Genomic DNA, 19,397 nt, shown 5'->3' on the forward strand with positions numbered 1-19,397 from the left:
CGGGATAAGAAAAGCATAAAAAAAGTTGTGATATAGGGAGATTATTTGTATATTTATAGCTGATAATCAAACAAATAACAAACATCAGCCCTATGATCACAACAGACAAAGTTATTGAAATATTTTGTATTGCCGACGATTTTTGTGCAGAATATGAGAATGAAATTCAGAATCATCAACTTCAAGCCGGGGGTACAACTAAAAGGAGAAACAGGAAAACGCAAATGTCCCAGAGCGAGATTATTGCCGTGATGGTCTGTTTCCACTGCGGAACCTTCCATAATTTCAAGAATTATTACCTGTTTTATATTTGCAAACACATGAAGAGCTATTTTCCAAATGCCGTTTCCTACAACCGTTTTGTCGAGTTGCAACCCAGGGTGATTGTACCTTTCATGCTCTTGCTCAAACTCTTTGGATTTGGTGAATGCACAGGCATTACATATGTGGATAGCACTCCCATTAAAGTATGTCATAACAAGCGTATACACTCGAATAAAGTATTCAGGGATCTGGCACAAAGAGGGAAAAGTACGATGGGCTGGTTTTTTGGATTCAAGCTTCATCTGGTCTGTAACGAAAAGGGTGAATTGCTGAATTTCTCTCTCACAAAAGGCAATGTCGACGATAGAAACCCTGACGTAATCAATGTTCTTACCAAAGATCTTTTCGGTAAACTATATGCAGACAAGGGTTACATCAGCACAAAGCTCTTCGAGATGCTGTTTGACCAGGGTGTTCATTTAGTGACCGGTATACGCTCAAATATGAAAAATTCCCTGATGTCATTCCGCGACAAGATTCTCTTACGCAAAAGATCTGTAATTGAGTCCATCAATGATGAACTGAAGAATATCTGCCAGATAGAACATTCAAGGCATCGTTCCACACATAATTTCATCATGAACATAATTGCTGCATTGGTGGCATATTGTTTCTTTCCCAAAAAGCCTTCAATCAAATTTGAAGTGGAAAAGTCAAGTCAATTAACCATTTGGGGATAATATGTTATCCCGAACTCACGTTAATAATATTTTCTTCATTTTTAAAGTAATATATGTTTTGAACGTATAGGTGTGATTAAGGCTCAGTTTTCATTCTGCTATTCATATTTACTTATTAATCTTATTACCTCTTTTTCTAATGCTTGATGAATGTCCGGAAAAGTTAAATCACTTGGTTGCTCTTCAAACAATTCAATTCTTTCAATTTCCGATTCTGGCAGATCGTCCAGTTCTTCAACTTTTGCATAAAAGACTTTCCCGTAGTTTTTTATATCGTTTGATTCAACCGAATAGCAAAACAATGGTTCAATGGCATAGTGCTTTGCTCCCGTCTCTTCATACAATTCTCTCTTTGCAGTATCAAATATACTTTCATTTTCCTCCCTGTGTCCACTTGGAACTACCCAACCACTTCTTTCCCTGTGCTTCACGTAAATCCATTTGTTCAAATATTTAGAGAAGATGATCGCATATTTCAATTTTGATTTATCAAATTCTTCGTTTCCAAAAATTTCAATTTTCATAATTTTAAATCGCTGGTAAAAGTGTAAGCTACCCCTTTTAAGGGTCTAAGATAGTTCAACATCATTGATTGGTCAAACTTCGATTTAATTTGTTTGTCATCCGATTTTGTGGAAGCAATTTTTCTAATAATTTCAGTTTGTTCTTCGGCTGTCAACTTTTCAAACGCTATTAGTACCGTTGATTCATTGAATGTTTCTAAAATTTCTTTCTCTGTAATTTTTTTCAACTAAGTTAACAAATAAAGTGTTACTGTAACCCTGTCGCCACCGCTTTTGTTGATTGCCTTCCTTATTTTCTCATTGACAGAAATAAGTTTGTCCTGTCCTGATATTGTAAAGAGACTAATACGGTCAATTTTGTAATTGTCAATTGTGCCTGATACCTTCAATGCACCCCACTTCCTAATGGTATGTGCATGATGTTATGCGCTGGCATTGAGCTATATATATTCCACGGCATTTATAACAATTCTCCTGTACACGGTCAATGCAGGGAAACCCTTGTCGGTTATTTCAAGAATAAGATGTATCGTTTTTCCTGAGGCATCAGAAGGTACCACTATTTTACATTTGGATGCAGCACACTCTACAACGCTTGTAGCACCTTTGTATGTACTTGGTTCATCGTAGACGAACCAGTTATAATCCAGTTGATCTCCATCAGGATCTTTTGATCCGGAAGCATCAAACGTCAAAACATCACCAGCTTTGGCACTTCTATAGAGGCACTGCAATGAATTGTCACCATCTACAATTGCTACAGGGTGATGGTTCACGGCATAATAATCATCTGTAGTGGTCCACAGCATGCGGGCAGCAAAATTATTCCAGATATGCTGTTTCCATTTGTTTATGGCTGCGATGCCCTCTTTTGTACTGCCATACATAAGATAAGGGTCATATTGGGTCTCATCTTTGCCACTCTTGACGATGAAATCCATGCCACGTATTCCACTGACCTTCTTCGTCGAGAACCGTCCGCCCCAACCCCCAAAATCAACATGCTCCGGAACGTTTAATCCGTTGGCATACACATGTAGGAAAGAAGGAGTGTCGCCCTCCGTAGCCCAGATCCTGTCAGGGTAATGGTTCCCTAAAGGAGCGATGTCCTGCACGTTGTTTCGTGTCCAGTCATCGGACGGAGCCCATCCATAGATTTCCTTGTTGCGAATATAAACAATGTCAGGAAAGTTCTTCGCAATCCATGCTCCCGCATCATCCTGCCCAAGCACGTCATAAATACGTATTTTCTTTACGAAAGCGCTTACTTCCTTTTCGCTTCGTGTATGCTTCACTTTCCAGAGGGCCTGTGCCACAGTATTCATGCCACCCCATCCGGCAACCCAAACCGGGCGGCTGTCATCTTTCCGATCTACCGCCGAAACAATCAACTCCGACCCCGGCGAGTCTTTGCCTGCTCCCACACCCGACATATTGGATTGAGGCTGCCCCTGCATGGTGATCGACCTTAAATAGCCTGCATCCGGAAAACCGACAGCATGATTCTTCAACCGGGGTAGAACTTCTTCATACCAGTCGATAACCTCAAGAATCTTAGCCGTCTTGTTTGGGTCGTTAACCCAGACCTGTGAACTGACAAGACCTTCAATGTCAATGGCATCTGAGCATACCAGGAGGTGAATCATTGATTGTATATCATCGGGGTCAGTACCACCAAGGTCGGTAGTGACAATCAGCCTTTGTTTGTCGCTCTTGTCCAGTTGTGCTGAGCTATATGTTGCGCACAGAATAAAGGCAATTAGAAAAATGTTTTTCATATTATATATCTTTGATTATTTCTGCAGTACCGTCACAAAATATATATTTTTTCCACCATTGGATTTAAGTTGTTGAACTAAATTAGTCAATTCTCCAGCGTAAAAAGTTGTTCTTCCTACAATCGGTCTTGCAGTTCTTGTAATGACATACACATCTTGTTGTCCATGAATTATGCTCACTCCACGATCGTTTTCAATGCTTCAATCTGTTGTTTCGCAAATTCAACTGCTCCTGGGTCTTCCAAATTTAGCATTTTCCATGTCACCTTTAAGATTATATCCATGAGCAATGTTGCTTAATACAACTCCGTCCTGAGGGTCAATCTTTTCGGCTTACAATAGCGCTTTTATTCCTTTGTCATATTTGCCTGTCAGTAGGTAGGTAATTGAAATATTCGATAAACTTTCAATATGGCTTGTTTTATGGCTGCTTGTTAGGTTACGTTTTTTATTTATTTAATCTTGAATGCAGGGGCCACCAATTTGTTTTAGTCGCGTTAAGTGCTTTATAAATCTCATATTGACAAAGAACTGAATCATGTCTACCCTTGCATGTTTTTCCTTTAGGATCGTTCTTATAGAATCCATTCAATATTGGTATTGCCTTTTCTGAATGAATTTGACCCAATGTCCAAATTGCGATATGTGAACAGTCTACAGGTGAATTCGTCGTATCAAGCAAATAGGCTATCAAAGCATCTTCAGCTTTGCCCGGATATCTTTCTTTAACTACATTGATATTATTCTGAACATCAATATCTATCCATATATACATGACGACATATCCAAGAAGTAAGAGAGTTATAAGACTCCCACTAAGAATTAAAATTATTTTCTTCATGGTTACTCTATTTATTTTTTCAAAAATAATTATACCAGCAAAGTTATCAATATTTTGAATTAAAATTCAATACATTAACCTTTTAATGTGCTGTTATTGGTTTTTTGTACATTGTTGCAATTGCGAATGTATCATTGAATCTATCATCGTGGACACAGAGCGTTGGATTAGCCATTTTGAGCGGAAATTGACTGTACAGCAATAAAGTTCCAGCTCAACATCAAACTGCTTTGATGCCATATAGGTTCATGATTTCTGTGCAAAGTTGGTGTTTCCGATATCAGGACGAACAGGACGAGACAGGGGATTTGCTGCCTCTAGCCTTATTGCACCCTTATTGCACCCTTATATCCACTCCCATATTTAACGGAGTGGATATAAGGATAGAATATGGAGACAATAAGGATAGACCAGTCCATTACCTGTCAATTTTCTACTCAATCAGATTTTTTGTAACCGATTGTACCTTCATGATGTCCTATCACCATAAAATGAAAAAGCATTCGATGCCGGGTGTCCCGATGGCGCGCATAAGGATCCCTCCGCTCAATGCTTCATGGTTTTCCATTCAACAACAAAAAGTGATATGATACAGAAAATAATTCTATTCTTTCTTCTCGGTGGAATACTTCTGCCCATGCATGCACAAATTCAGGGCACGGTAGTCGATACCGAAAGCAACCCCATCTCGTTTGCCAACGTGGCACTCTATACTGTGCCGGACTCTATGCTGATCGCCGGGACCATTACCAACGATGAGGGTCACTTTTCCCTCAATACTGAGATTCTTAGCGATGCCTTTATAAAGGTCTCGTTTATCGGATATGAAACCAAGGTGGTGGAACCAACAGATGATCAATTCATCGCTTTGAATCCCGAAACCACGGAGCTGGGCGAGCTGGTTGTCAACGGCGACCTGCCCCGGATACGGGTGCGGAACGATGCACTGGTAACGACGGTCGAGAACACGGTGCTGAGCAAGGCGGGCACTGCCGATGATCTGTTGAAGCGATTGCCTGCTGTGACGGGCGACGATGGTGCCTACGAGATCTTCGGCAAGGGAGCCGCCAAGATCTACATCAACAATCGCGAGATGCGCGACCCTTCGGAACTCGACCGCATCAGCTCGGCAGATATACGGGAGGTGGAGATCGTCTACAATCCCGGTGCACGCTACGATGCCTCGGTGAAGGCGGTGATCCGCATCCACACCGTGCGCAAGGTGGGCGACGGCTTCGGCTTCGACCTGCGCTCCACTTACCTGCAGACCGAGAACACCGACCTGCGGCAACAGCTCAACGTGAACTACCGCAACAACGGCTGGGATCTCTTCGGAACCCTCAAGTATGAGCGCTATGCCTACTTCCAGGAAAGCATCATCCGTCAGTCCACCTATGTGGATACCCTCTGGACACAGGAAAACCAGCTACGTGTAGATGGACTCTCCAATCCCCTTACCGCCGTGGCCGGCATCAACTATGAGTTCTCACCCAAGCAGCAGTTGGGGATGAAGTACACCCTCACCACTTTTCCCGGCAAGAACCGGGACATTGCCTCCACCAGCAGTGATGTCTATGCCAACGGCCAGTTTTTCGACCGGCTGGTGAGCCGCGACAACCAGCAGCACGATCTGCAGCCCCGCCACCGGCTCAATGGCTATTACAGCGGCATCTTTGGCAAGTTGACAGTCGACTTCAACGGCGACATCTACCGCAGCACTCAGACCACCCGGTCGAACATCACCGAGAGTAGCGAGGAGCAGGACGACCGTGCCATACGTTCCGACAACCGGATCTACAACCGGCTCATCGCTACCCGTACCATCCTCACCCATCCACTGTTGGGGGGTACCCTCTCGGTGGGGAACGAATTTACCCGTACGCTGCGGGAGGATGATTACCAGACAAGCAATCCGATGATCCCTTCCTCCAGTACGGAGATTCACGACCAGAACCTCTCCTTCTTTGCCGAGTACAACCGTGCCACACCCATCGGGCAGATCACCGCCGGCCTGCGTTATGAAGATGTGTTCTGGGACTATTTCCGTGACGGGCTGCGTGACGATGAGCTGAGCAGGAGTTATGCACAATGGTTTCCCGCACTCACCTACAGCAACCGCTTCGGCAACGTGCAACTGCAGATGAGCTATTCGGTAAAGACGGTTAGACCGGCTTACTGGCAAATGGGCAGCAACATCTTCTATGCCAACCGCTATACCATGCAAACCGGCAATCCCTTCCTGAAACCCACAACCCTGCACGATGTCTCGCTGATGAGCTCCTGGCGCTTCCTGCAGCTTGCGGTATCCTGGAAGCAGGAGAAGAATGCCATCATACAGTGGGCGGAACAATTGGAGGATAACCCGGCAGTGACACTCTTGTCGAATATCAACATCCGGCAGATACCCAGCCTCTCCGCTTTCCTCACGGCATCGCCCAAGGTGGGGATATGGAGTCCCCAGGCAAGCATCGGTTTCACTGCACAGCAGTTGGAGATGGAGATACGTGGCGAGCAGGTGAAAATGAACCGGCCCATACCCATCGCATCGTTCAACAACTCCTTCTCATTGCCCAAAGGGTTTCTGGTCACCCTCGACTCCCGCTTTCAGGGCAAGGGGTTCCAACAGAATTTCCGAACCACACGGAACCAGTACGTTGTCGATGCCGGCATCACCAAATCATTCTTCGAGGAGAAGCTCTCGCTTACCCTCAAGGGTCACGACCTCTTTCACGGCCGCAAGATGGGCATCTTCGCCTTCAACGACCGGCTCGACATCTTCCAGTACTCTGAGTGGGACAGTCGCGAGCTGGAGTTAACGGTACGCTACAAGTTCAACGCGACCAAGAACCGATATAAGGGCAACGGTGCCGGCGACCGGGAGATCAGCCGCATGAGCAACTGACCAACAAAAAAAAGGCCGTCTCATCAATCATGAGACGGCCATAGGTCAGATTGTTTCGATCTCCGAATCGATGAAAGCGATGCGTTCATCCATCCACTTTTTCATCTGCCGGATCAACTCCTGATAGCTATTGTTCTTGGTGACGGGCGTGGCATCCGGCAGTTTGAAGTTCTCCGCCTGCGATTTATCCAGCTTCGCTGCCATCGTTTCAATATAATCAGTGATTCCATCCACCTGCGGTTTGATTTCTTTCCATCGCTCTTTGTATTTGGTGCGGAACGACGGTATTTCCATAAACCTGGTAAAGAAACGGGCACCGGGTCTGGGATCACTGTTCCCCTGATAAAAGATCCTGTTCTTGGTGACAAAGTAGGCATTGTATCCGTTGTAACCGAAAGCCCAGTCAAAATCCCACAACGGACCCCACTTGATTTTCGAATCCGCCTCCTTATAGCAGTAGGTGCTCTTGGGATGTTCCAGCTCCTGGTTGCGAACCAGCTCATTGATCAGCATGAAGTTGATCAGCGACTCGACATCGGTGTGCTCCTCGAAGGAGTTGTTGGGGAAGTCGGCTTCAAACAGCGCATCTTCGAGTCCCTGCATCGCCTCTCTGATATACTCCATCTCCGACTCGTTGTTCAGCTCAGGTTCAGCAACCATGACAGGCAGATTGAGGCGAGTGGTCCGGAACTTGTAATCTTCATCGAAATAGGCGTCCAGCTCCACCATAAAGCCTCCGTCAGTGTCAATGTCGACCCTTCCTTCACCTACCTCCTTCTGTTCGGTAAGCTGGTAGTTGCCTCTGTAGGTGCCGTTAAGGAACAACTCAACATGAATGGAGGATTGATTGAATTCCAAACCGAAGATACGTCCCAGCTGGAATGCCACATCGTTCATCAGCAGTGTGGGGTCCTGATAATTGGCAAGCAGGATCCATTTCTTCGCCTTGGGTAAGCCAAAGAGGGAGGTCTTATTGGGAAAGTCAATCCGGTATGGTTTTTTAGGCATGTACCATGTTGTGTTGCCCCTTCCGCGAATGGTCATCCGGGTTTTTTCGACATCAAAACTGTTCTCGCCGGGGACGGTCAACTCAAACTCCGAGGGTAGCTTCAACGTCTTCTCCACCACCTCTGCAGCGCCATCGACATCAACTCTGATGACAGGAAGGCCGGTGAACATGGGGCCTTTGGCAATCAGTTCATATGATGCCGTAACCCCCTCATCCGTTTTCACGGTCAACGTCTGCTCCCCGAGCAAGGGGTTTGTTGTGACTCCACTGACCAGCTCTTTCTCCCCGATGTAGAGCCTTGCAGGTGTCTCAAAACGGGCAATCAGATTTTTCACATTGGGAATCCAGCGCGAGCTGGAGAGCGTGATGGTCTTCGCGTCATGGTCGATGACACCAGCCAAATCTTCTTCCAACCCGTTGATTCCCGCCGGAATAGAAAAGGAACTGATGAATTCATAGCTGGCTTTCTGTGTGATGCTGATGGTTCGGGGGGCAGGCAAACCCTCTGCAGAGACCGTAATGAGGGTACTTCTCTCTTTTCCCAGTGCAGTGTTTTCCGACACCGTTATGCTGAGGATGTTAGCAGACAACTTCGCACTGATCCAGCTCAGATCGTCCGATGGGATGTCAATATGAACAAGCGATGCGTTGGTTTGTATCTCAACCATGGCCTCCTGAGCATCCGGCGAATCGAAGACGATTGAGCTCTTGTCGAGCGTGAGGTTCACCTCCTCAATTTCATCAATCTCGTTGCTGCAAGTAACAAGTAACAGCGCTATAAAGGGTAACAATGCAAGTCGGACCTTCATGCTCATTGAATAGGTGCTTTTAATTTTCATCTATGCAGGATATGATATTAAAAACGCATGAAAAAATCCCATGTCTCTTTAGCGACCCAGTTCACATCAGATCCGGGATCCTTCACGTTTTCGGTATGCCCGCCCACAAAGGAACCAAACAGTACCGGATATTCTTCGGGAAGACCTTCAAATTCCGTGGTGACATGGGTGGGTGTGGTGGCTACCGGCAGTTCCGGCAATTGTGTCAATCCGTTGTTTTCAAGGTGTGTCAGTACGCAGTACTTGCCACCCTGTTTGAGCTCATCGGAGTTGACAAACTTGCAGAGTCCGTCTTCCGTACCTGTGGTGCTATAGAAGGCAAGAGGCTCCTTTTTGTTTTCGGGAAGATAGATGTTCCAGTTGGCCGGAGCATAACAGGCAACAGCACATAGGTCTTTCTGGAAACTTAACGATAATGAGTATGTGAACATTGCACCAAAGCTAAAGCCGCAGCTAAATATGCGCGAGGTGTCGATGCTCAGCTTTTCCTTAAACAGGTCAAGCATGTCGGCAAAGAAGATATGGTCTTTGTCGTCACGTCCGCGCCAGGGCGAACGGTCGGTGTATCCTTGGGGTGCTACGAAAATGACAGGAACGCCATCTCTTTCGGCATATGTTTTCAGGCCATAAAAGTTCTGGTCAACCATTGTTTGCATGCTCCCCCCCATCATGTGCATGGCGAAAATCAAACGGTATGTTTTGTTCTGATCATATTCTTCGGGAATGTCAATTGTATATTGCCGTGCAAGACCTGCACTTTCAATTGTATAGGTTCCGCTCTTGAAATCTCCCAGTTCTTTACCGTAGCCGGCGCTGGGTGTCGGCTCATTTTTTAACTTGCGGGATTCATCGACTGGTTGTGCATGGAGAGCAATAAAGAATGCTGAAAGGATAAGTAGTACAACTGTTTTTCTCATTGTGTATTAATTATTAAATGATATTAATCAATGACTTTGCCACCTTTTTTTTCGTCTTCATGACCCAGGTCGATGATCCTTTCACAAAATTACAGTTTTATCCAAAAAAAGCAAACAAAAAAAGCCGTCCCATGGTACATGAGGCGGCTACATCAGTAAGCAATCCAACCAAATCGCTTGCCAGTGATGATCAGATTTTCCTGTCGGGAACAAAAGAGAGAGGCCTGTTTTGCGCCAACTCCTCCGGCATGTTCAGCTCATCCCTTAGTGTGACATGCTGTTCCGGCAGTGCGCGAAACGTGGTGGGTTTGTACCCGTTGTAGGATACCTTCATCAGTTTGTTCACGCTGCAATAGGCGGGAAACTCGAACTCTCCCCGTTCATTGGCAGTTGTACCGGCTATCAGCACGGAGTCGGGCAGTGAGTAGATTGCTACCTTGGCATTCTTTACAGGATTGTTGCCTGCGTCGGTCACGGTACCCTTGATCTGGGCACTCATCGGGAATATCATCCCGATTAAGAACATTGTTAAAAGAGTTTTTTTCATCACCATGATTTTTAAATTGTACATTGATAAGACGCACTTACTCAATCTTTGGTGACATAAAAAGTGAAATATCTCACCCTGTTTAACAATTATTCAGATAGTCTTCTACCAATGATACCCAATAAACTGCACCAAGGGGTAACAATTCCTGATTGAACACATATTGTGGATGATGTACCATCTGTCCCTGACCATTGCCTATCATGACATAGTTGCCCGGACATTTTTCGAGCATGAATGCAAAATCTTCACTCCCCATCAGAGCGTCCGCATTTCTTTCCACTTGATCTTCTCCGAAAGTCTTCGCCGTTACGTCAGCAGCCCATCTTGTATGTTCGGGCGTGTTCACCAGCACCGTTCCTGGAATACCTTCTCTGATTTCAAAGGCACAACGAAAAGCTTCGGCCTGTGACCGGGTAATGTGGCGGATTCTTTCAAGCACCATCCTGCGTACTTCATTGTCCATATTTCGGATGCTCAATTTCAGTAAAGCCTTTTGTGGAATTACATTGCCTGCATTACCCGATTGAAAAGCACCTATGGTTACAACACTCTGTTTCCAGGGCGATACATTCCGGCTGACAATGGTCTGCAACGCCATCACCAATGACGAGCCACAAACCAGTGGATCAATACTCAGTTCCGGCATGGAACCGTGAGAGCTTTTTCCGGTGAGTTCTATTTCCCAATTATCGACGGCAGCCATGGTTTCTCCTTCACGGAAATAGAATTTTCCTAATTCCAATCCCGGCATGTTGTGCATGGCGTAAACCGCATCCACGGGAAAACGCTCAAACAATCCATCTGCAATCATGGCTGGAGCTCCTTGCATGGTCTCTTCTCCCGGTTGAAAGAAAAAGCGTACGGTTCCATCAAAGTTTTGAGTTTCGGCAAGATATTTGGCGGCTCCAAGCGCCATCGCCGTATGACCGTCGTGGCCGCAAAGATGGGAGCATCCCTCGATGCTACTTTTGTAGGGTAGATGGTTCTCTTCCTGAATGGGCAACCCGTCGAAATCTGCCCGAATACCAATCGCCTTGTTACTGTTCCCTGCTTTTAGCGTAGCGACAATGCCATATTTGCCAACACCTTCCGTCAATGTATAGGCACCAAACCATTTAATCACCTTGGCAATGTAACGTGCGGTATATTCTTCTCTCATCGATTGTTCAGGATGCTTGTGCATGGTTTCCTGCAATGTTCTCAATTCATCCTGTTTGTTTTGCAATGCTTTTATCAGTTTGGCATTCATTGGGTATGATTGAATAGGTTGATAAATGATTTGAAAATGCATTCCACCTGCGAACAACAGTTGCTGTCATCACTTGACAAATGTACCTGATTCTTCGTTCATTCGATGATGTTTTACATTCCTGTTCTTAAATTAATACACAAATTCCATTTTCCAATGTTCGGCAATGGCTTTCAATTCTTGCTTCGTAAGGTAGGTCACAGCGCCATGCTTGGGGCTTTTGAAATTAGTAGTTTTCATTACACCCTCGTTAAAATGGCCTATATTCGTATAGGTGATAAAATCGGTTGTTTCGCTGAAACCCATGTTGCTGGGTCTGGCCCCATACACATCGTACATCAGTACATATTTGTCAGTACCCAAACGCTTAAACAAGTTCGGTGCTTCGGTCGAAACCGTTTCAGGGTCAATGCGCATGGTATCAGTCTTATAACCTTCATTGATCCTGGATGAGACCGATTGCAATATCCTTGCATTTGAGACATAGAAGAGTTGGTATTGATCACCTACTTTGGTAATGTCGCCATCGAGGCCACCAATTTCAGTGATTCTCTCAGGAGTTGTTTCCAGCTTGGTGAAATTATCGTCGGCATACGAATAGTACATATGGCACTCCTTGTTATTGTAACGAATGGTAAAATAAACCATCATCTTTACGGCCCCAGGGTCATAAATTGTTTCAGGGGCCCATGAACAGTCGATATCGCCAAGCTCAGGGAATGCCTTATCGACGCGAAAGTCAGAGTGCGTCCAATGAATCAGGTCGTATGATTTCATGAGAACAATGGCCCGGTTATTGCCCCAACCATATTTCTCAGCAGGCCGCTCGAATTCAGTATCGCGATATCCTGCCCGTTTACCAAAAATATGCAAGTCGGTCATGGCCAGATAAAATGCACCATCAGGGCCACGTGTAATGTGAGGGTCCCGAACACCCTTCTGCTCAGCCAGCTGAGCGCCAATGAACACAGGATTGCCACCATTGACGTCGGTAAAAGTATAACCGTCGCTGCTGATAGCCATATAAGCTGATTGATTCTGATCTTTGAAATAGACCAACAAATAGCCGGACAGGTCTTTCTCATTGAATTCCAATTTGTTGGGTATCTACAACTTAGGAACTATTTTGATACCCGTGTAATCAGGACTATTCTGTGAATAACCTGTGGGACCAGACAGCAAACTCATCATAATCATTACCAACAAACAATTTTTGTTTTTCATTGAGGATTTTTTTTTTGTTTACAGAAATTATCAGTAATAAGCATATTCAAAATAAAATTGAAATTATAACAAGCCAAAAGTAAACTTGTTATGTAAGTCGTTTTTGTTGTTCGCATTGATTTATTGTTTTCACTAATCGGGCTTGTCGGGTTTCTTCTTGTTTGGCACCCATGATCCATCTCATTACTGCTTTTCTGTAGGACGGTGCTTGATTCATGATAAACTCCCACGCTTTTTTGTTCTCTCTAAATTGAATTTCATATCTTGAGTCAAGAATGGTTGCGTCATTTTCGTAAGAGTAGATCTCTGATTTATCCTCTTTCCTCAAACTAAATGCTTTTACTCCGGCAGGTTTCATGAGACCTGCTTTTGTGAGCTCTTCGATCTTTTTGATGTTAACTGCACTCCAGTTGCTGTCATTCCTTCGAGGTGTGAAACGAATGCAATAGCTCTCCTCGTCGATTGATCTTCTGATCCCATCAATCCAACCAAAGCAGAGTGCCTGGTCGACCGATTGTGACCAGGTCATTGAGGGTTTATCACTATTAACTTTGTAGAATCCAACCATCAGCTCTGTTTCCTTCTCATGATTACCCTCCAACCATTCCCTAAAATCATTTTCTGTTTGAAAGAATGTCAAGGACTCTTTTGTTGGTTGGACTCTTTTGGATTTCGATTCATTCTCATTCATTTTGCAGCAAGAATTTTTTTTGCATCTGAACAGGTTGATACAAAGTTAATATTTCCTCCATTGTTACTCTCAAATATCAAATCTTTCATGCTTTTTCTTGAGAATTTGGAGAAGTCTCCAACAATTGCCAAACGAGTCCGATAGTTGGAAAACATTTGAAGTATTTCACCTGCAATTCCACTTTTCAGGTCGAAGAAATCAGATGTTTGATCGGTCCGAATTTTAGGGGAGAGATCAGATCATTTAAGTGCCGATTCATTGTAAATAATTCGATACCCATCACCATCAACGGCAAGTCTTAATCCAAAGGTGTCATCGGGATTGGGACCACCTTTGATGTCACCAAACAGGACTCTATGGCTTAAAGATGCCATATCTTTTAGCTTTACCAATGTTTCCGCATTGTGATTGTTGTAATGCCCTGGAAAGAGATAGTTGATTTTTTGGGCTTCCATTATCGCGCAGATTTTCTCACAGGTAGCGATGAATGTTGAGAAGTCGACAGTCAACAACAGCAAGCTTGATCCAAAAGAGTCACCACTGAAGCCGTAACTTGCCTCGTTGTCGATGAATGTGGTGGATCCGGGTGTATGACCGGGTGTGAAGACGACCTCCAATTGTCTATTTCCCAATTCAAGGATTTCTCCATCCTGTAAATATTTTACCTCTCCACGATAGTCGCTCATAAAGGTGGATATTAAAACCGTATCACCCGGATTGATGTATATTTCGGGGAAACAATTTATTGAAGGTCCAGTATGGTCGGGGTGTACGTGTGTAGCAACTAGGGTAACCGGCTTATCCGTAATAGAAGCAATAATTTTGTCCAGATTTTTGATGTTGGTCCCGGCATCAATGAGTATGGCCTTGTCGTTACCTTCAACGAGATAGAGGCTTTCCTGAAACATTTGATTGCCTGAGCCAACCCAGGTGTGCTCGTCAATTTGACGAAAAACAACATCATCATTGTTGAAAACAATTTTACCATCATTTTGTGATGAAGCTTGCATGAATGCCGGGTTCCAAATAAAAACCAACAGGATGCAAGGGAGGATTGACTTTTTCATTTTGAATGGTTTAATTTAGTATCGTCCAAATTTGTTACTATTCTGAAGTTTATTACATTATGCACCGGAGAAAATTCTTCCAAACGGGAAGCAAGCTGCAAAACTAGAAGACTCCTCGACCAATTTGTGATAAATATAAAAAGAATAAGGTATATTTGTACTCTTTTAACACAAATAATCAAGCAGTCTTTAGTTCAGAATGGATGAATCAGTGTAAATATTAAGCATTATAAATTTTTTCATCATGAGACAATTTTCAAGTTTAGTACTCGCATTCTTTATTGGGGTCGGATTATTCTGTACGGGATGTAATCCAAAAAGTGACCAAGATCAGAATCCTGTTGTTGTAACTAATGCCGGCGTCGTGTCCGGAAGTGTGAACGACAGTGTCTATGCTTTCCTGGGGATACCTTATGCCAAGGCTGAAAGATTCATGCCTCCACAGGATCCAGATGCCTGGGATGGTGTGCGCGAATGTACCGATTTTGGTCCGGTGGCCATACAAATCGTGCCCTGGTATCCCGATTCGGTACAGAATGAAAAGGAACTGTTCAGTGTGAATGTATGGACACAGGGTGTCAATGATGGCAAGAAGCGACCGGTATTGCTTTGGCTGCACGGTGGTGGATTTCACACCGGTGCCAGCAATGATCCGATGACATATGGTGAGGCGATGGCAAGAAAAGGGGATATCGTGATGGTATCGGTCAATCACCGGTTAAACATTCTCGGTTTTCTAGACCTCTCAGCCTGTGGTGAGAAGTATGCCCAGTCGGCCAATGTGGGGATGCTCGACATTGTGAAAGCCCTCGAGTGGATTCAGCAGAACATTGAGAATTTCGGCGGCAACCCATCAGATGTAACCATTGTAGGTGAATCGGGCGGTGGCGGAAAGGTTGGCACGATTATGTGTATGCCTGCAGCAGAAGGGTTGTTCCACAAAGCTATTATACAGAGTGGAACCCTGCTCAACACAATGACCAAGGATACATCGCAGCAGCTGGGTCTGGCTGTAATTGAACAGCTGGGTCTCACCCCCGAGGAGGTTGAGAAACTGGATACCATCCCATACACCGATCTGGTGAAAGCCGGTAATGAGGCGATCGCAAAGATATCCGGTCCGAGAAGACCCGGTTCACCCACCATGTTTGGCTTTGCACCTTCCGCCGATGGAGTTGTCTTGCTACAACAACCCTTCAGCCCCGGTTTCGCAGAGATATCAAAAGATATACCGGTGATGATTGGTTCCACTCTGAATGAGATGATGCCGGTCGCCTACGGTGAGAAAGAGTTGACCTTGGATCAGGCCAGGGAACGCCTGGAAAAAGTATACGGCGGCAAAACCGACCAATACATTGAACTGTTTGCCAAGGCTTATCCCGATTACACACCTCAGGATCTGCTTTCCATTGATACGGTTTTCAGGCCCTATACCATCCGTACTGCCGATGCCCGTGCTCAGGAGTCGAGCGCTCCGCTCTATGTCTATTTCCTGGCGTGGAAGAGCCAGGTCGACAATGCTTCGAAAGGCTCTTTCCCCGGGCTGGACATTCCGCTGGCATTCTACAATGTGGATTTGAGAGCAGATTGGACCGGTAACACGGAAGAGGCATGGGCCCTTGCTGACAAGATGAGCGCTGCCTGGCTCAACTTTGTAAAAACAGGGAATCCCAATGTAGAGTGCCTTTTGCCCGAGTGGGAACCCTACACTGCGGAAAACGGTGCGACAATGTATTTTGACAATGAAAGTAGGATAGTCAATAACCACGACCGGAAATTGATGCATTTCATGGTACCTGTCGAATAGATCAGATTTGCGCAAACTGCCCCGTCAGAACCTTTCCGGTGGGGCAGTTTTTTGATGCTCAATTCAAACGCGTCTCTCTTCAGATAGGTTTACCCATCTACCCTCTTTGTTGCTTTTAACAATAGCATCTATGACCCTCATGTTATTGACAGCGTCATTCAGTGCAAATGCAATGCTGTGATCTTCAATGATTGCTTTTGAGAAATAATCAGCTTGCAGCGTGTATTGGTTTTCAGGGTTAAACGTGACTTCTTCTGAACATTCGTTGGTGTAAATCCAGACATGGGTCATCTTGTCAGTTGGTGCATTTACAGGTATTTCCACTTCAATCCTACCTTTTTCGCCTACAATATTGACTCGTTGATAAGGCATTAATTGGGTGGAACAGGTAAAAGATGCGGTTGCTCCGGTTGAAAAAGTAAGAATCCCAGTCGTTAACCTGTCCGTTTTCATCTCCGGATCCATATCCATAAGACCGATCACTTTTTCCGGTTCCGAGTTGAGGATGAATCTTGCAAAGGAGATACAATAACAACCAATATCCATCAAGGCACCACCTCCAACTTCTATCTTGTTGCGGATATTGTCTGGGTCAGTATTGTAATATGAAAAAAACAAATTTATACTCTTGATTTTTCCAATGGTACCGTTGTCGACCATCGACTTCACTTTATGCCATTGAGAGTGATGACGGTACATGAATGCCTCCATTATTTTTAAATGGGGATATTTTTCAGAAGCTTCCAGTAATTTTTCTGCTTCAGTGGAGTTGAGTCCGATTGGTTTCTCGCACAAAACATGTTTGCCTGCTTCCAATGCTTTGATTGACCACTCTACGTGTAAATGATTGGGAAGCGGTATATATACAGCCTCGATCTGCGGATCTTTCAAAAGCTTTTTGTAAGAATTATAAATCCGTTCAATGCCATGTTGTGATGCAATTGTTTTTGCAAGATCGCTGTTTTCTGAGCCGATTCCCAATACACGGCTGAATTGACTAGCCTGAATAGCCGGTATTACTTGCTCTCTGCCAATTTTTGCAGTGCTTAAAACTCCCCAATTCACGATACTATTCATCTGTTAAGAATTAATTTGACGTTAAGGTCAATGGTGTCACATTAAAATGTCTTTCTCATAACGTTTGGCGTTGTGAAAAGTTGGGAAGTCGGGTGTTGCCGATGTTGGCCAATCAAAAAAATACCTGCTTGAATTGCTTTGATTCACTGCGAGTAATAATCCGTTACAGCTTTCCGCCTCCGTGTTTACTCACATGTTCAAATACCGGTTTGATGTTGAAATAGACCCTCTCCACGCCGAAACGGTTTTTTCCAAGGGATAGGTAATTGACTTCGTTCCCTTTGAGAATCTTGTCTTCACCACCAAAGGTGAAACCCAGGAACGGGAGAATGTCATACTCATGCGCCACCTTGATCACATAGAAGGGTGTCTTCTCCGACATACCGTCACCGCTACCCACGATTGCATCCTGCACGATACGTCGTTTACGGGCGATATCCTTGTATGCCTCCGTGTCGTTTTGCTGAGCATAGACCAACATTCTGGCGTTGAAGGCTCTCAGGTTGAACGGGTCTTCCTTCAGAAGTGATTCGCTGAATTGGAGTATTCGGTTGAGATCATGGGCAGAGAAGGAACTTTTGGTCAGCACATCGGCCAGCATTCGATTGTAACGTGATGTATCTGCGGGGATGTAGTCCGGTTGGTAGACAAATCCGAAGTAGAGGTGTCTTCCTTCTTCCGGTGTCATAGCAGCGTCGCTGTTCAGGTATTTCTCCAGCAGCTTGGGGTAGTAGTAGGATGAGGATGGTTCATTCACGTTCCGTTCAATCTGACGGTAATCGGGAGCCTCGAAAAACTCTTCATCCTGGGCATATCCCTGTAGGATGGTCACCAGGAACAGGGTGATGAGTAAGCCAATTTTTTGCATAACACGTTTTTTTTAATTGTTTCAGGCAAATGTATCGCCTTAATTGGTTCCCACCAAAAACAGGTCACTAAGAAACCTTAATTCCCTATTGCTGACAGGAGTTATTCACTACTGTTTGCCTGATACGGTTACTTCCTTGTTGATCTTGCTGATCAGTCCCTGTAGCACGCTACCAGGTCCCAGTTCCACAAACTCTGTGGCACCATCGGCAATCATCTGCAGCACCGACTGTGTCCACTTCACGGGTGAGGTGAGCTGGGCAATCAGGTTGGCCTTGATCACTGCCGGATTGGCCTCACCATTGGTGGAGACATTCTGGTAAACGGGGCAGAGGGGCGTAATCACCTCGGTGGCCTCGATAGCCTCACTCAGTTCCAGACGGGCAGGTTCCATAAGCGGAGAGTGAAAGGCTCCTCCCACTTTCAACAGCAGGGCTCTCTTGGCACCCGCCTCCTTCATCAGTTCACATGCTTTTTCCACGCCTTCGATGCTTCCGGAGATAACAATCTGCCCCGGACAGTTAAAGTTGGCCGGTACCACCACCTCGTTAATGGAGGCGCAAATTTCTTCTACCTTCTCATCGGGCAGTGCCAGCACCGCTGCCATAGTGGAGGGCTCCGCCTCACACGCTTTCTGCATGGCAAGCGCTCGCTTGTAGACCAATTTGAGACCATCTTCGAAGGTGAGTGCCCCCGCGGCTACCAGTGCTGAGAACTCGCCCAGTGAGTGACCGGCCGTCATGTCGGGTTTGAATTCCTGACCCAATGATTTGGCAAGGATTACCGAGTGGAGGAAGATGGACGGTTGTGTGACTTTCGTCTGCCGCAGGTCCTCTTCGGTGCCTTCGAACATCAGGTCGGTGATGCGGAAACCGAGGATCTCGTTTGCCTTCTCGAACAGCTCCCGGGCGATGGTAGAGCTCTCGTACAAATCTTTGCCCATGCCTACAAACTGGGCTCCCTGTCCGGGAAATACGTATGCTTTCTTCATACTCTTAAACAATCTTTTTTTGGTTCTTACAAATTCTTCATTAGAAATAACACACAAATC

19 protein-coding genes are annotated in these 19,397 nt (G+C 45.1%); 3 read left to right on the plus strand and 16 right to left on the minus strand.

The window, feature by feature from the left end; all coding sequences use genetic code 11:
- Window positions 1-92 precede the first annotated feature (92 nt).
- Window positions 93-1,004, plus strand: coding sequence for an IS982 family transposase (locus JS578_11745; GenBank protein ID QRX63514.1), 912 nt, complete (start codon window positions 93-95; stop codon window positions 1,002-1,004).
- A 98-nt stretch (window positions 1,005-1,102) separates the two neighbouring features.
- Here JS578_11745 and JS578_11750 read toward each other — a convergent pair whose 3' ends face one another.
- The 5 genes from JS578_11750 to JS578_11770 all read right to left on the minus strand — a co-directional run bounded on the left by JS578_11750 (window position 1,103) and on the right by JS578_11770 (window position 4,147).
- Window positions 1,103-1,528, minus strand: a complete 426-nt coding sequence (locus JS578_11750; protein QRX63515.1) for an NUDIX domain-containing protein — start codon at window positions 1,526-1,528, stop codon at window positions 1,103-1,105.
- The gene (locus JS578_11755) at window positions 1,525-1,755 is read right to left on the minus strand and encodes a hypothetical protein (GenBank protein QRX63516.1); all 231 of its coding nucleotides are present in this window, start codon (window positions 1,753-1,755) and stop codon (window positions 1,525-1,527) included. The genes JS578_11750 and JS578_11755 overlap by 4 nt, the downstream gene beginning before the upstream one ends.
- Window positions 1,756-1,917 (minus strand): DUF1905 domain-containing protein, encoded by a 162-nt coding sequence (locus JS578_11760; protein ID QRX63517.1) that lies wholly within the window; start codon window positions 1,915-1,917, stop codon window positions 1,756-1,758. It lies immediately after the preceding gene.
- A 51-nt stretch (window positions 1,918-1,968) separates the two neighbouring features.
- Window positions 1,969-3,306, minus strand: a complete 1,338-nt coding sequence (locus JS578_11765; protein QRX63518.1) for a DUF1593 domain-containing protein — start codon at window positions 3,304-3,306, stop codon at window positions 1,969-1,971.
- 448 nt (window positions 3,307-3,754) lie between these two features.
- Window positions 3,755-4,147 carry a hypothetical protein gene (locus tag JS578_11770; GenBank protein ID QRX63519.1) on the minus strand — a complete coding sequence of 131 codons (393 nt, stop codon included), beginning with the start codon at window positions 4,145-4,147 and terminating at the stop codon, window positions 3,755-3,757.
- Between the two features lie 586 nt (window positions 4,148-4,733).
- Between JS578_11770 and JS578_11775 the strand changes: the two genes are divergently transcribed.
- A complete protein-coding gene (locus JS578_11775; GenBank protein ID QRX63520.1) occupies window positions 4,734-7,049 on the plus strand; it encodes an outer membrane beta-barrel protein in 2,316 nt (771 codons plus the stop codon).
- A 45-nt stretch (window positions 7,050-7,094) separates the two neighbouring features.
- Here the strand turns inward: JS578_11775 and JS578_11780 are convergent, their stop codons facing one another.
- The 8 genes from JS578_11780 to JS578_11815 all read right to left on the minus strand — a co-directional run bounded on the left by JS578_11780 (window position 7,095) and on the right by JS578_11815 (window position 14,595).
- Entirely contained in the window at window positions 7,095-8,873 is a 1,779-nt protein-coding gene (locus JS578_11780) for a CotH kinase family protein (GenBank protein ID QRX63521.1), read from the minus strand.
- A gap of 41 nt (window positions 8,874-8,914) precedes the next feature.
- Window positions 8,915-9,814, minus strand: coding sequence for a hypothetical protein (locus JS578_11785; protein QRX63522.1), 900 nt, complete (start codon window positions 9,812-9,814; stop codon window positions 8,915-8,917).
- Window positions 9,815-10,004: 190 nt separating this feature from the next.
- Complete coding sequence (locus JS578_11790; GenBank protein QRX63523.1) at window positions 10,005-10,361, minus strand: carboxypeptidase regulatory-like domain-containing protein; 357 nt, start codon at window positions 10,359-10,361, stop codon at window positions 10,005-10,007.
- An 82-nt stretch (window positions 10,362-10,443) separates the two neighbouring features.
- Window positions 10,444-11,613, minus strand: coding sequence for an amidohydrolase (locus tag JS578_11795; GenBank protein ID QRX63524.1), 1,170 nt, complete (start codon window positions 11,611-11,613; stop codon window positions 10,444-10,446).
- Between the two features lie 132 nt (window positions 11,614-11,745).
- Window positions 11,746-12,708: a glycoside hydrolase family 43 protein gene (locus tag JS578_11800; GenBank protein ID QRX63525.1), complete on the minus strand. Its 963-nt coding sequence runs from the start codon at window positions 12,706-12,708 to the stop codon at window positions 11,746-11,748.
- Between the two features lie 217 nt (window positions 12,709-12,925).
- On the minus strand, window positions 12,926-13,528 hold the full coding sequence (locus tag JS578_11805; GenBank protein QRX63526.1) for a YdeI/OmpD-associated family protein: 603 nt from the start codon (window positions 13,526-13,528) through the stop codon (window positions 12,926-12,928).
- Complete coding sequence (locus tag JS578_11810; GenBank protein QRX65011.1) at window positions 13,525-13,749, minus strand: DUF4180 domain-containing protein; 225 nt, start codon at window positions 13,747-13,749, stop codon at window positions 13,525-13,527. The genes JS578_11805 and JS578_11810 overlap by 4 nt, the downstream gene beginning before the upstream one ends.
- An 18-nt stretch (window positions 13,750-13,767) precedes the next feature.
- Window positions 13,768-14,595: an MBL fold metallo-hydrolase gene (locus JS578_11815; GenBank protein ID QRX63527.1), complete on the minus strand. Its 828-nt coding sequence runs from the start codon at window positions 14,593-14,595 to the stop codon at window positions 13,768-13,770.
- Between the two features lie 364 nt (window positions 14,596-14,959).
- On the opposite strand from JS578_11815, the gene JS578_11820 reads away from it, so the two are divergent.
- A complete protein-coding gene (locus tag JS578_11820) occupies window positions 14,960-16,402 on the plus strand; it encodes a carboxylesterase/lipase family protein (GenBank protein ID QRX63528.1) in 1,443 nt (480 codons plus the stop codon).
- Between the two features lie 63 nt (window positions 16,403-16,465).
- On the opposite strand, the gene JS578_11825 is transcribed toward JS578_11820, so the two are convergent.
- The 3 genes from JS578_11825 to fabD form a co-directional block, all read right to left on the minus strand.
- On the minus strand, window positions 16,466-17,479 hold the full coding sequence (locus JS578_11825) for a Gfo/Idh/MocA family oxidoreductase (protein QRX63529.1): 1,014 nt from the start codon (window positions 17,477-17,479) through the stop codon (window positions 16,466-16,468).
- Window positions 17,480-17,642: 163 nt separating this feature from the next.
- Complete coding sequence (locus JS578_11830) at window positions 17,643-18,347, minus strand: DUF4919 domain-containing protein (protein ID QRX63530.1); 705 nt, start codon at window positions 18,345-18,347, stop codon at window positions 17,643-17,645.
- A gap of 108 nt (window positions 18,348-18,455) precedes the next feature.
- On the minus strand, window positions 18,456-19,337 hold the full coding sequence (gene fabD / locus JS578_11835) for an ACP S-malonyltransferase (protein QRX63531.1): 882 nt from the start codon (window positions 19,335-19,337) through the stop codon (window positions 18,456-18,458).
- Window positions 19,338-19,397 lie beyond the last annotated feature (60 nt).

The organism is Dysgonomonadaceae bacterium zrk40, from assembly GCA_016916535.1.
Taxonomy (GTDB): domain Bacteria; phylum Bacteroidota; class Bacteroidia; order Bacteroidales; family Dysgonomonadaceae; genus Proteiniphilum.